The sequence below is a fragment of the Microbispora sp. NPDC046973 genome (genome assembly GCF_040644495.1).
Taxonomy (GTDB): Bacteria; Actinomycetota; Actinomycetes; order Streptosporangiales; family Streptosporangiaceae; genus Microbispora.
In genome coordinates this window covers 50,060-63,170 of record NZ_JBEYWQ010000025.1, presented here as the reverse complement: position 1 = coordinate 63,170, position 13,111 = coordinate 50,060, and the positions used below count along the sequence as shown (strand labels likewise).

The 13,111-nt window shown below is 72.7% G+C and carries 11 protein-coding genes; 7 read left to right on the top strand and 4 right to left on the bottom strand.

Annotated features, from left to right (window positions below; genetic code table 11):
• Window positions 1-59: 59 nt before the first annotated feature.
• Complete coding sequence (locus ABZ860_RS33335) at window positions 60-1,739, top strand: GAF domain-containing protein (RefSeq protein WP_357227892.1); 1,680 nt, start codon at window positions 60-62, stop codon at window positions 1,737-1,739.
• A gap of 21 nt (window positions 1,740-1,760) precedes the next feature.
• Window positions 1,761-2,660, top strand: a complete 900-nt coding sequence (locus ABZ860_RS33330) for a universal stress protein (RefSeq protein WP_357227890.1) — start codon at window positions 1,761-1,763, stop codon at window positions 2,658-2,660.
• 21 nt (window positions 2,661-2,681) lie between these two features.
• Here the strand turns inward: ABZ860_RS33330 and ABZ860_RS33325 are convergent, their stop codons facing one another.
• A complete protein-coding gene (locus ABZ860_RS33325; protein ID WP_357227887.1) occupies window positions 2,682-3,242 on the bottom strand; it encodes a CBS domain-containing protein in 561 nt (186 codons plus the stop codon).
• A 175-nt stretch (window positions 3,243-3,417) separates the two neighbouring features.
• Between ABZ860_RS33325 and ABZ860_RS33320 the strand changes: the two genes are divergently transcribed.
• From ABZ860_RS33320 to ABZ860_RS33310, 3 genes are all read left to right on the top strand, one after another.
• Window positions 3,418-3,924 (top strand): CBS domain-containing protein, encoded by a 507-nt coding sequence (locus ABZ860_RS33320; protein WP_357227884.1) that lies wholly within the window; start codon window positions 3,418-3,420, stop codon window positions 3,922-3,924.
• 69 nt (window positions 3,925-3,993) lie between these two features.
• Window positions 3,994-4,623, top strand: coding sequence for an MBL fold metallo-hydrolase (locus ABZ860_RS33315; protein ID WP_357227883.1), 630 nt, complete (start codon window positions 3,994-3,996; stop codon window positions 4,621-4,623).
• A gap of 159 nt (window positions 4,624-4,782) precedes the next feature.
• Window positions 4,783-7,665 (top strand): family 43 glycosylhydrolase, encoded by a 2,883-nt coding sequence (locus ABZ860_RS33310; RefSeq protein ID WP_357227880.1) that lies wholly within the window; start codon window positions 4,783-4,785, stop codon window positions 7,663-7,665.
• Between the two features lie 6 nt (window positions 7,666-7,671).
• Here ABZ860_RS33310 and ABZ860_RS33305 read toward each other — a convergent pair whose 3' ends face one another.
• Both ABZ860_RS33305 and ABZ860_RS33300 read right to left on the bottom strand, forming a co-directional pair.
• Entirely contained in the window at window positions 7,672-8,517 is an 846-nt protein-coding gene (locus tag ABZ860_RS33305) for a hypothetical protein (RefSeq protein WP_357227877.1), read from the bottom strand.
• A gap of 66 nt (window positions 8,518-8,583) precedes the next feature.
• Window positions 8,584-9,393 (bottom strand): glycerophosphodiester phosphodiesterase family protein, encoded by an 810-nt coding sequence (locus ABZ860_RS33300; protein ID WP_357227875.1) that lies wholly within the window; start codon window positions 9,391-9,393, stop codon window positions 8,584-8,586.
• 195 nt (window positions 9,394-9,588) lie between these two features.
• On the opposite strand from ABZ860_RS33300, the gene ABZ860_RS33295 reads away from it, so the two are divergent.
• A complete protein-coding gene (locus ABZ860_RS33295; protein ID WP_357227873.1) occupies window positions 9,589-11,097 on the top strand; it encodes an alpha-N-arabinofuranosidase in 1,509 nt (502 codons plus the stop codon).
• A gap of 138 nt (window positions 11,098-11,235) precedes the next feature.
• On the opposite strand, the gene ABZ860_RS33290 is transcribed toward ABZ860_RS33295, so the two are convergent.
• Window positions 11,236-11,934, bottom strand: a complete 699-nt coding sequence (locus tag ABZ860_RS33290; protein WP_357227870.1) for a CBS domain-containing protein — start codon at window positions 11,932-11,934, stop codon at window positions 11,236-11,238.
• Between the two features lie 265 nt (window positions 11,935-12,199).
• On the opposite strand from ABZ860_RS33290, the gene ABZ860_RS33285 reads away from it, so the two are divergent.
• The gene (locus ABZ860_RS33285; protein WP_357227866.1) at window positions 12,200-13,069 is read left to right on the top strand and encodes a universal stress protein; all 870 of its coding nucleotides are present in this window, start codon (window positions 12,200-12,202) and stop codon (window positions 13,067-13,069) included.
• Window positions 13,070-13,111: the final 42 nt, after the last annotated feature.

Genomic DNA, 13,111 nt, shown 5'->3' with positions numbered 1-13,111 from the left:
CCCGGTTTGCGACACTCCAACTGTGAGGGACATGCGTGGCGCCGACGGGGGAGCGGACCATGATCCCGCAGACGCACCTGGACGGTCTGCTGGCCGAACTGCACACGAGGTTGCAGACGGTCCTTTCGACGCGTGACCGGGTCCACGCGTTGCTGGAGGCGGTCGTCTCCGTGGGCGGGGACCTCGATCTCGAGACCGTGCTGCGCCGGATCGTCGAGACCGCCGCCGCGCTGGTCGACGCGAGATACGGCGCGCTCGGCGTGATCGGGGAGGACGACACCCTCGCCCGCTTCGTCCCTGTGGGGCTGAGCGAGGAGGAGATCGCCGGGGTCGAGCACTGGCCGCACGGCCTGGGCCTGCTCGGGCTGCTGATCAAGGAACCCCGGCCCCTGCGGCTGGCCCGCATCCGCGACCACCCCGAGTCGTACGGCTTCCCGCCCGGCCATCCCCCGATGACGCGCTTCCTCGGCGTGCCCGTACGGGTGCGGGGCGAGCTGTTCGGCAACCTCTACCTGACGGACAAGCGCGGGGGAGGGGAGTTCGACGAGGACGACGAGACGATCATCGTGGCCCTCGCCAGCGCCGCGGGGGTGGCGATCGAGAACGCGCGCCTGTACGAGGACACCCGCCGCAGGGAGACCTGGCTGCAGGCGTCGGCGGAGATCACGAGGAGCCTGCTGTCCGGCGCCGAGACGCCGCGGGTGCTCACGCTCATCGCCCGCCGTGCCCGGCGCATGGCCGACGCCGACGTGGTGGCGATCCTGCTGCCGGAGGACGGCGGCCGGACGCTGCGGGTCGCGATCGCCGACGGCGTGCCCGGCCCGGAGGGAGCGCAGGAGGCGGCGCTGGGGCGTCGGCTGCCCGTCGAGGGCTCGCTGGCCGGGCAGGCGTTCGCCTGCGCGGAGCCTCGCGTGGTCACCGACCTGGGCGACACCGATCTCCTCACGGCGGCCGGGGAGACCGGAGCGGTGTGCGCCGTGCCGCTGGGGGCTCCGGGAGCGGTGCGCGGGGTGCTGTCGCTGGGCAGGCGGCCCGGTCGCGTCCCGTTCAGCCGGGCGGAGGTGCGCATGGTCCACTCCTTCGCCGGGCACGCGGCCGTCGCGCTCGAACTGGACGAGGCGCGCAGAGACGCCGAGCGGCTCGGCCTGCTGGAGGACCGCGACCGCATCGCCAAGGACCTCCACGACGTGGTCATCCAGCGGCTGTTCGCGGTCGCGATGACGCTGACGGGCGCCGCGCGGCTGGTGGAGCACCCGGAGGCGGCCGCACGGCTGCGGACCGCGATCGACGAACTCGACGACACGATCCGGCAGATCCGCACCACGATCTTCGCCCTCCGGCCCCCGGCCGGCGCCCCCGGCCTGCGCGCCCGGCTCGTCGAGCTGGTCGAGGGCGCGCGCGGGCCCCTCGGCTTCATGCCGGCCCTGCGCATGGACGGGCAGCTCGACACCTGCGTGCCCGCGCCGATCGGGGAGCACCTGCTGGCCGTGGCGCGGGAGGCGATCTCCAACGTGGTGCGGCACGCCCACGCCACCCGGGCCGCCGTCACCGTGCGCCTGGACAAGGATCGGCTGACCCTGCTCGTGGAGGACGACGGGGTCGGCCTCCCGGCGCGGGGACGCCGCAGCGGTTTGCACAACCTGAGCGACCGCGCCGAACGTCTGGGCGGGTCGTGCGCCGCCGAGGCCGGCGCCGCCGGGGGAACGCGCCTGTGCTGGAGCGTCCCGCTGCCGTCGTAACCGTGAGGAGGCATCGCGCCCATGACCGAGCCGATCAGTGATCCAGTCGTCGATCCAGTCGTCGATCCGGTCGTCGATCCGGTCGTCGTCGGCACCGACGGATCCGCCGGGGCGACCCGGGCGGTGGAGTGGGCGGCCGACCACGCCGGCCTGCGGGGCCTTCCCCTGCGGGTGGTCCACGCCGTCGAACGCCTGCCGTACGACGGCCCGCGTTATCCCATTCCCGACAGCTATGGCAGGCTGGCGCCCTCCGGGCGGCAGATCCTCGACCACGCCGAGCGGGTCGCCCGGGACCGGAGGCCCGGCCTCGACGTGACGACGGAACTGGCCGAGGGGCGTGCCGGTCGCGTCCTGCGCGACCAGGCCGCCCGGGCAGCCGAAGTGGTGCTCGGCAGCCACGGCGCCGGCGGCTTCCCCGGCATGCTGCTCGGCTCGGTGGGCAACCAGGTCGCCGGGCACGTGGGCGTGCCGGTCGTCGTCGTGCGGCCGGCGCCCCCGGAGGCGATGGCCGAGATCGTGGTGGGGTTCGACTGCTCGGAGGCGTCCGGGCCCGCCCTGGGGTACGCGTTCGAGGAAGCGCGGCTGCGCGGCCACCGGGTGCGGATCGTCTGCGCCTGGGAGCCGCCGGTGCCGTACGGGCCCGTGATCGCCATGGACCTGGACGAGATGCGGCGGGCCGCGGAGGACTACGCGCGCGGCGAGCTGCGGCCGTGGCAGGGCGGGTACGCCGACGTGAAGACCGAGCTGGACATGGTTCGCGCCCACCCGGTCTCCGCGCTCATCGAGGCGTCGTCCCGGGCCGTCCTGCTCGTCGTCGGCTCCCACGGCCGCAACGCCTTCACCGCTGCCGTGCTCGGCTCGGTGAGCCGCGCCGTGCTCGCCCACGCGCACTGCCCGGTCGCCGTGGTGAAGGCGCGCTGACCCACTCCGATCCACTACGCGTCAGTGGAGAAGGCGGGCCGGCCGCACTCCCGGGACGGTCCGCTCCAGCAGGTCGGCCACGTGCCCGGGGCCCTGGCCCTCGGGACCCTGCAGGTCGATCTCGCCGTCGCGCACGAGCACCTCCCAGGACGCCTCGGAGAGGTAGCGCTCGCGGAGGGCGGCAAGGACGGCCTCGCGCAGCTCGTCGTCCGACCGGGCCAGCAGCGCCATGAGGTCGCGGCGGCTGACCATCCCGACGACCCGCTCGTCGCGCAGCACGGGCACGCTCTTGACCCTCTTCGCGATCATGAGGTCCGTCAGCACCCGCGCGTCCGTGGTCTCCTCGACCGTGCTCACCTGGCGCGACATGACGTCTCCCACGGTGCGGGGCGCCGAGGTGCCCGGCGCGAACGCGCCGCACAGCAGGTCGATCTCGCTGACCATCCCGACCAGTTCGCCGTGCTCACCCAGCACGGGGGCGGCCGTGATCTCGTGGTCGTACAGCACCCGGATCGCCCGCCGCACGGAGTCGTCGCGGCGCAACGTGATCGCCGGGCTGCTCATGACCTCACCGGCCAGCATGGCCCACCTCCCGCGTCCGTCGCCGTCGTGGTCATTGCACCGCCGTCCGGGCCGTACGGGCAGGTGCCGGAGGTCCCCGGCGGTCAGGTCTTTGGGCCCGTGCGGCGCCCGCGCCCCGGATGGTCCGATGGAGAAGGCCCAATCCAGGGCTCGGTGCGGGGTGCGGGGAGGAACGATGACTGTGGAAGCCATGACCGCCGCCGACGTGATGAGCAGAGTGCTCGTGACCGTGAAGCCGGACGAGTCCCCGCTCATGGCCTGGGAACTCATGCGCCGCGGGTCGATGCACCACCTGCCCGTGGTGGACTCCGGTTCCCGCATCATCGGCGTGCTCACCCGCGAGGACATCGCGGCCCACTGGTCCGGCGGCCCGGCGGAGCAGTCGAGCAGCCAGGTGCGCCAGTTGCTGAGCGGGCGCAGGTGCCCGCACGTGCAACCCGACGCGCCGCTCCCCGCCGTGGCGGCCGTCATGCTGGAGTCGGGGGTGGACGTCGTCCCGGTCATCGGGGCCTCGGGCACCCTGCAGGGCCTCGTCACCGTGACCGACGTGCTCGTGGCGGTCGCGGGCAGGCGGGGGGCCGCGCCCCCGCACGAGGAGGTGTCGGCCGGGATGTTCCGCCTGGAGCCTGTGCTGCCGCCCAAGCCCTCCCGGACCGCCGAGGACCAGCGGCAGGGGCCGTGACCCCCGGTCGTCGCTTTCGGGAGATCGTGTGCAGAATAAGGGCATGTTCCGCACGGTGGTGATCTTCAAGTGAGTGCCCGTATCGACCATGCCGTCACGTCGGGCACCTTCAGCCTGGACGGCCAGACCTTCGACGTCGACAACAACGTGTGGGTGCTCGGCGACGACACCGAGTGCGTGGTGTTCGACGCGCCCCACGACGTCAAGGCGATCACCGACGTGATCGCGGGCCGGCGCGTCCTGGCCGTCCTCGCCACCCACGCCCACGACGACCACGTGCGGGTCGCGCCGGACCTGGCGGAGGCCACCGGGGCGCCCGTCCTGCTGCACCCGGCCGACCTGCCGGTCTGGCGGCTCACCCACCCCGACCGCGAGCCCGGCGGCACGCTGTCCGACGGGCAGGTCATCGAGGTCGCAGGAACCCGCCTCGAAGTGCTCCACACGCCCGGGCACGCTCCCGGCGCCTGCTGCTTCCACGCGCCCGAGCTGGGCGTCGTCTTCACCGGCGACACCCTGTTCCAGGGTGGTCCCGGTGCGACCGGGCGCTCGTTCTCCGACTTCGGCGTGATCATCGACTCGATCCGCGACCGTCTCCTGGTCCTGCCGCCCGAGACCGTCGTCCACACCGGCCACGGCGACAGCACGACGATCGGCGCGGAGCGCCCGCACCTCGACGAGTGGATCCGCAGGGGTCACTGACACCCGGGCCTCGCGCGGGGTCTTGACGATCAGCCACCCCGCGGTTGACACTCACGAGACCGATTCATCCGCCCCCGGCGCCAACGGGGGCGGCGTGGGCTTCGTGATGTTAACGTTAACAAGGCTCCGGTGGTCCCGAGCCGCCGGCCGGGAGAGACGATGCACAGCCGCACCACCCCCCGACCACGCCTCCCTCGCCTCGTCCTCGCCGCCGTCGCCGCGCTGTCCCTGGTGGCGGGCCCGCTCGTGTCCCCGGCGCACGCGGCCGGCGCCGCGGATCCGCCCGGCCTGCTGCTGCGGTACACCTTCGACCAGACGGGCGGCACCGTCGTCCACGACGCCTCGGGTCACGGCAACGACGGCGGCTACGAGCGGACGCCCGCCTTCGGCCAGGGCGTCGAGGGCGGCTCCTTCAAGATGGCCGGAGGGGCGTCCTCGTCCACGACCGCGCCCTACGTGAAGATCCCGAACGGCGTGCTGAAGGGCCTCGGAAGCGTCACCGTCGCCACCTACGTGAAGTGGAACGCCTCCACGACCGTGAACCAGTGGCTGTACGGCCTCGGCCCGGACAGCACCGAATACCTGTTCACCTCGCCGTACAACGGCGGCAAGATCCTCTACTCGGCGATCACGGCGGGCGGCTGGCAGGCCGAGTCGAAGCTGTCCGGGCGGTCGGCCCTGCCGGGCGGCGCCTGGAAGCACGTCGCGGTGACCGTCGACGGCGACAGCAGGACGGCCGTCATGTACCTCGACGGCGTCGAGGTGGCGCGCGCGACCGACGTGCGGGTCAAGCCCGCCGACCTGTACGACGCGGCGAAGGACTACTCGGGATACATCGGGAAGTCGCTCTACGCGGCCGATCCCTACTTCGCGGGCGAGGTGGACGACTTCCGGATCTACGACCACGCGCTGTCGGCGACCGAGGTGCTCCAGGTCTCCGGCGCCACCGCGGCCGTCGGCGCGGCCACGCTGCCCGAGCTCAAGGTCCCGGCGATCGTGGACGGCGCGAACGGCAGGATCGTCCTGCCGGTGAAGGAGGGCACCGACCTCACCCGGCTCGCGCCCGAGTTCACCCTGGTGCCGGGGGCGAGCATCAGCCCGGCCTCCGGCACCGTGCGCGACCTGTCGAAGCCGGTCTCCTACACCGTCACCGGCTCCGACGGCGCCCGGCGGACGTGGACGGTCGAGGCGCGGGTGATGAGGAGCCCGGTGATCCCGGGCCTGTACGCCGACCCGAACATCGCCGTGTTCGGCGACACGTTCTACATGTATCCGACCACCGACGGCTTCGCCGGCTGGAGCGGCACGCAGTTCCACGCGTTCTCGTCCAAGGACCTGGTCCACTGGACCGACCACGGCGTCGTCCTCGACCTCGGGCCCGACGTCACCTGGGCCGACAACAGCGCCTGGGCGCCGACGATCGCCGAGCGCAACGGCACGTACTACTTCTACTTCAGCGGCGGCATGGCCACCGGCAACACCGCCAAGCACCTCGGCGTCGCCGTGTCCGACTCGCCGGCCGGGCCGTTCAGGGACGCTTTGGGCAAGCCGCTGGTGGCGGCCGGGACCTACAGCGGCCAGATGATCGACTCCGACGTGTTCGTCGACGACGACGGCCAGGCCTACCTCTACTGGGGCAACGGAAGCTCCTACCAGGTGCCGCTGAACGACGACATGGTGTCGTTCGACCCCGCCAAGGTGAGGACGTACAGGCCGAGCGGCTACAACGAGGGCTCGTTCGTCTTCAGGCGCGGCGGGATCTACTACTTCATGTGGTCGGAGAACGACACGCGCGACGAGAACTACCAGGTCGCCTACGCCACCGGCGCCTCGCCGCTCGGCCCGTGGACCAAGCGGGGCGTGATCCTCCAGAAGGACCCGTCCCTCGGGATCAGGGGCACCGGCCACCACTCCGTCGTACGGGTGCCCGGCACCGACGACTGGTACATCGCCTATCACCGCTTCGCCATCCCCGGCGGCGACGGCACCCACCGGGAGACCACCGTCGACCGGATGGAGTTCGACGAGGACGGCCTGATCAAGAAGGTCGTGCCGACGCTGGAGAGCGTCGACCCGGTGTCGGTGGCGAACGCCGGGCCGGACGCCAAGGGCACCGAGGGGTCCCCGATCCGGCTGGCCGGGTCGGCCACCGGCGCGGCCAAATGGAGCTACGAGCCCGGCGAGGGCGCCGACTCCGGCGCGACCTGCTCCTTCTCGGATCCCGGCGCCGCCGAGACCGCCGTCACCTGCAGCGACGACGGGACCTACACGGTCACGCTGACCTCCGGCCGCAGCCGCGACACCGCGAAGGTGACCGTCGCCAACGCCGCCCCCGAGGCCGGGGACGTCGTCACGCCCGCCGGCCCGGTGGAGGCAGGCACGCGCGTGACCCTCTCGGTCCCGGTCGCCGACCGGGGCGCCAACGACGAACTCACCTGCACCGTGGACTGGAAGGACGGGACCACCTCCTCAGGCGCGGTCGCCGGCGGGACGTGCACGGCTCGGCGCACCTATCCGAAGCCGGGCGTCCACGAGCCCGTCGTCACCGTCGCCGACGACGACGGCGCGACCACCACCGCGAGCGGCCGTCCGGTGATCGTGTACGACCGGGACGCCGGCTTCGCCACCGGCGGCGGCTGGATCGACTCGTCCTCCGGCGCCTACCGCGCCAATCCCGCGCTGACCGGTCAGGCCGCCTTCGGGTTCGTGGCCAGGTACGTGAAGAACGCGGCCGGGAAGGACCACGCGGTCCCGATCGGGAACACGACGTTCTCGTTCCAGGCCGGGCGCCTGAACTTCCAGTCCACGGCGTACGACTGGCTCGTGGTCTCGGGCGGGGAGGTCCGGTATCGCGGCTTCGGGACGGTCGGCGGCGCCGGGCGCTACGGCTTCGAGGTCGTCGCCCGCGACGGCGACACAAGCGACGGGGACGGCGTGGACCGCTTCGCCGTACGGATCTGGGACGAGAAGACCGGCGACGTGATCTACCAGAACGGAGCCGGCGACACGGCCCACGGCAGCGTCGTCGTCCACGCGAAGTAGCGCGGCTTATCGCGCCACCCGGACGCCGGTGACGGTGAAGCGCTCGACCTCCGCCACGTGGCCGCCGGTGCTGGCGACGAGGGTGAGCGTGCGGCCCGGGGCCGCGCGGAAGGTCGTGGTGGCGGACCAGGGGGCGTCGTCCCCTCCGGCCGAGACGCAGCAGCGCTCGCCGAGCGGACGGGCGCTGCCGGTCGCGCGCACCTGCACCCGGATGCTCTCGTCCACTCCGGTGATCCTGCCGCCCACCGTGACCGGCGAGGACACGAGGGCGCCATACCCGGGGGCGGTGAGGGAGAAGGTGGTGTCGTCGGTGCCCACCACCTCCCACGGCGCGTCCGGCCCGCTGCCGAACCTGACCAGGTGGAGGACGGCGGCGATGCCGGGCCGTCCGCCGCCCTCACCGCGGATGCCGACGGAGACGCGGGCGTCCGCACCGGTCACCGTGCGCTTGACCACCTGGTCGACACCTGTGAAGCCCAGGAAGCCCTGCGTGAAGGAGAGCGCGGTCCGTTCGGCGTCCAGGTGCCAGGGCTGGTGGCCGCCGGAGCGGTAGCTCTCCTGCCAGTCCCGCACCTGTCCCTCGTCGGCGAACGGCCACAGCGGCTGGTAGCGGCCCGCCACGAGAGAGCCCGCGGAAGAGGCGGGGGTGGCCGCCGGGCTGCTCGGCCGGACGGTCGCCGTGCCGGTCCCTATGCCGGTCGCTGTGCCGGTCCCTGAGCCGGTCCCTGTGCCGCTCTGCCGGGCGGGCCCCGGGCCGGATCCGCAGGCGCCCGCCAGCAGGCCGAGCGCGGCCAGCACGGCGGACGCCCGCCGGGCCCGGCCCCGCCGGCCGTTCGTCACGCCGCCAGTCACGATGCGCGCTCCCGCCCCGAGAGGTTCCTTGACTCAGAGCATGCCCGGAGGGATGCCGGGCATTCCCTAGCGGCACTTGCCCCGCAGCCAGGCGCGGTATTCCTTGGGGTAGTTCGTCATGACGCTGCCCGGGGACTGGTCGAGCACGGCCTGCCACCGGGACACGTTGCCCTTCCACGAGGGAGCCGGCTCGGTCCAGTGGACGCTGTCGGTCCACCGGGCGGCGGACCCCTTCAGCAGCGCGGGATGACGCCTGGCCAGCTCGCTCTGGATCCAGGGGTCGTCGGAGTAGACCATGATCCGCTGCTTCCCCTGGCGTTCCCTGATCGGGTCGGAGATCTCCTTCCAGCCCTGCGCCGCGAACGCGGGATCGGTGAGGACGGGCTTGGTCTCGGGCTTGATCTCCAGGAGCGCGACCAGGCCCAGGGAGCGCGCGCGGTCGAGCCACTGCCGCAGCGAGTAGATCCGCTCGCCCTGGTAGGGGCCCCGGACGATGCGGCGGCCGGCCAGGTTCCCCGCGCCGTACGTCCACCAGATGTCGGTGAGTCTCTGCTGCTTGCCGGTCAGCCCGTGAGTGGTGCTGTTGTGCCACATCACGGCCTTGGTGCCCTCCTTGGTGAGCTGGACGTCGGCCTCGACGCCGTCGGCTCCCCAGGACTTCTGGTCGTCGAGCCCCCGCATGCCGTTGGGCTGGCGTATCTGGTCCTTCGCCCAGCCGTTCGCACCCTCGGGGTAGCCCCCGTGCCCGAACACCAGAGGGCAGCGCGGCAGCGCGCTCACCTCGGACGCCGTGGCCGGTGCGGCGCCCACCGTCACGCCGGTCGCGCCCGTCGCGAGGACGGCCGCCGCCGCGCACAAAGCAGTCGTGATCCTCATCGCCAACCCCCGAGATCGCCTGTGTCGTCAGCGCGGCATCGTATTGGCACGGTCATCTGGAGATCAAGAAACGCTGTTAGCGATAACAGCAAGCGGGCCGAAAGCCGGAGCTTTTCTGGACCGAGACCTTGACCGGACACTATGCGAACGCTAACAATCGCCCGCGAGCCCTCTGCCCGCTGAAGGAGATCCCTCGTGCTCCAGGCACAGCTGACCATCGATCCCGCCCACCGGGTGGCCCCCGTACGGCGCCGCACGTTCGGCACGTTCGTCGAGCACCTCGGCCGCTGCGTCTACACCGGCATCTACGAGCCGGGCCACCCCACGGCAGACGAGGAGGGGTTCCGCGGCGACGTGCTCGCGCTCACCCGCGAGCTCGGCGTGACCACCGTGCGCTACCCCGGCGGCAACTTCGTCTCCGGCTACCGATGGGAGGACGGCGTCGGCCCGCGCGAGCGGCGCCCCCGGCGGCTCGACCTCGCCTGGCACAGCACGGAGACCAACGAGATCGGGCTCGACGAGTTCGTCCGGTGGACCCGCGTGGCCGGCCTGGAGCCGATGATGGCCGTCAACCTCGGCACCCGCGGCGTGCAGGAGGCCGTCGACCTGCTCGAATACTGCAACATCCCGTCCGGCACCGCGCTGTCGGACCTGCGGATCGCCAACGGCGCCAAGGAGCCGCACGACATCCGCATGTGGTGCCTGGGCAACGAGATGGACGGCCCCTGGCAGATCGGGCACAAGACCGCACACGAGTACGGCAGGCTCGCCGCCGAGACCGCCCGGGCCATGCGCATGGTCGACCCCGGTCTCGAGCTGGTGGCCTGCGGCAGCTCCGGCTCCTCCATGCCGACCTTCGGCACCTGGGAGGCGACCGTCCTGGAGGAGACCTACGACCTGGTCGACCACATCTCCTGCCACGCCTACTACGAGGAGAAGGACGGCGACCTCGCCGGTTTCCTGGCCTGCGCCACCGACATGGAGCACTTCATCACCAAGGTCGTCGCCACGGCCGACCAGGTGGGGGCCAGGCTCGGCTCCCGGAAGAAGATCTCCCTGTCCTTCGACGAGTGGAACGTCTGGTACATGAGCCGCGTCCAGGCGGCGGCGCCCCGGCAGGACTGGCCGGTCGCGCCGCCACTTCTGGAGGACCACTACCACCTCGCCGACGCCGTGGCCTTCGGCAGCCTGCTCATCACGCTGCTGCGGCACAGCGACCGGGTCGCGGCGGCGTGCCTGGCCCAGCTCGTGAACGTGATCGCGCCCATCATGACCGAGCCGGGCGGCCGGGCCTGGCGGCAGACGACCTTCCACCCGTTCGCGCAGGCGGCGCGGCTCGCCAGGGGCGACGTCCTTCGGGTCGAGCCCGTCTGCCCGGCGTACGAGACGGCCGAGTTCGGCGAGGTGCCCGTGCTCCACGCGGTCGCCACCCACGACGGGGCGGACACGACGCTGTTCGTGGTGAACAGGTCGACGACCGAGCCGCTGGAGCTGGAGCTCGACGCCGGGCCGCTGGGCGGGGGCGGAGGCGCCGTGCGGATCGCCGAGGCGACGACGCTCACCCACGAGGACGTGTACGCCCGCAACACGGCCGACGACCCCGACCGGGTGGCGCCCCGCCCCAACACGAGCCATCAGAGCGATCCGCTCCGGATCGTGCTCCCGCCGGTCTCCTGGAACGTGATCAGGCTGTCGAGGGCCTGACCGCGACCGCCCTACACTCGTTGGCTGTCCTGCGAGCGTCTACGGGTGGGGGCAGTGGTGCGGTTCCGGGTTCTCGGCCCCGTCGAGGTGCGCGGCCTGGCGGCCTGCCGGGTCGCGCCGCGGGAGTAGCCTCCGCGTTCACCTGCCGCTCCGCGTGGGGGCGTCGTCCTCCTTCCATCGCAGTCGGTCCACGACGTCGACGACGCCGCTGACCCGGCGCGTCATGCGTACGGCGATCCGTGCGGCGCTGTGCCGGTCCATCTCGCCGGTGAGCGTCACCACGCCGTGATGGACGTGGACGCCCACCCTGGAGGTGTCGGCCCACAGGCTCCGGCCGAGGATCTCCACGCGCACCTCGCGTTCGATCTCGCCGTCGGCGCGTACGAACGTCTTGAGCAGGTCGTGGCGGCTGACGATCCCCCGCAACCGGCCCTCGGCGTCCACGACGGGCAGTCGCTTGACCCCGTGCTCGTCCATCCGGCGGGCGGCCTCGACCGTGGTCGTGGCGGCGGTGACCGTGACGGCGGGGGAGGTCATCAGCTCGGCGGCCGTCTCACCGGCCGCCTTGGTCCGCGCCCCGCCCTCCTGGCCGAGGCGGGCGCGCAGCCGCGCGCGCAGCGGCGGCCGGTAGCCCTCGCGGTAGTACTGCTCCCTGAACTCCTCCTTGCGCAGCAGGTCGGCCTCGGACACGACGCCGATCACACGGCCGTCCCCGTCCACGACAGGAACGGCGCCCACGGCGCGGGCGATCAGCACTTCGGCGATGTCCTTGAACGGCGTGCCGGTGTGGACGGACGCGACGTCCGTGGTCATGACGTCCTGCACCTTCATGTGCATGGCGGCCTCCTTCCGGTCGCGGTTTCCTTTCGGGGGAGCGGCCGAGACTTCCATCCCATCCCGGGCCGGGGCCCACGGGCAGGGCCGAAGGTCCCGCCGCCGTTCCGGCGTTCCGCGCCGGGCCCGGGCTCGCAGGGCGGGCGGAAGTCCCTCCGCTTGAGGACTTTCGTCTGCTGTGCCGTGGGCAGCGGACACGGTGCGATGGTGGCCGGGCGCATCGACCCCCGCGCGCCCGCGTACCGCTTGAGCACAGGAGGAGAAGTACATGGCCGGACAGATCGTCGTCGCCGTCGACGGGTCAGAGCCAGCGACGGCGGCGCTGGAGTGGGCGGCGGACGACGCGCGGCGCCGGGGGGCCGTCCTGAGGATCGTCCACGTGCGAGAGCCGTGGGCGCACGAGTACCCGTTCCACGCCGTCGAGGGCTTCGCCCAGTCCTACGGCGAGTTCTGCGAGGGCGTGCTCGCGGCGGCCGCCGCCCGTGCCCGCCAGATCGCCCCCGGCCTGGAGGCGACCACGGAGCTCGCCGAGGGAACGGTCGTCGAGACCCTGCGCGCCGGGTCGGCCGGTTCCGATGGTCTCGTGGTCGGCAGCCGGGGGATGGGCGGCTTCTCCGGCCTGATCCTCGGGTCCGTCGGCCTCGGCCTCGCCGGTCACGCGGAGGTCCCTGTCGTGGTGGTGCGCAAACCGCATCGGGACGAGTACCACGAGGTCGTCGTCGGCTTCGACGGATCACCTCATTCGGAGGCGGCCCTGGAGTTCGCCTTCGAGGAGGCCCGGGCGCGGCGTGGGCGGGTGCACGCGGTGTACGCCTGGGAGATGCCGATGTTCTCGCCCTTCGCCGTCGGCTACGGGACGGCACTGGAGGAGATCTTCGAGAACCAGTCGCGGGCGGCGCGGCTGCGGCTCGCGCCGTGGCGTGACAAGCATCCGGACGTCCCGCTCGTCGAGACGGTGGTCTGCGGCCATCCGGTCCCGGCGCTGGCCGACGCCTCGCTCGTCGCCGACCTCGTGGTCGTCGGGTCCCGGGGCCTGGGCGGCGTGCGCGGCGCGCTGATCGGCTCGGTCAGCCATGCCGTACTGCACCGCGCGCACTGCCCCGTCGCGGTCGTACGGCCCCGCGACGGCGAGCGCTGAAGGCGCGGACCGGCCGAAGGGCCCCACCGGCGCCGGAGCGCA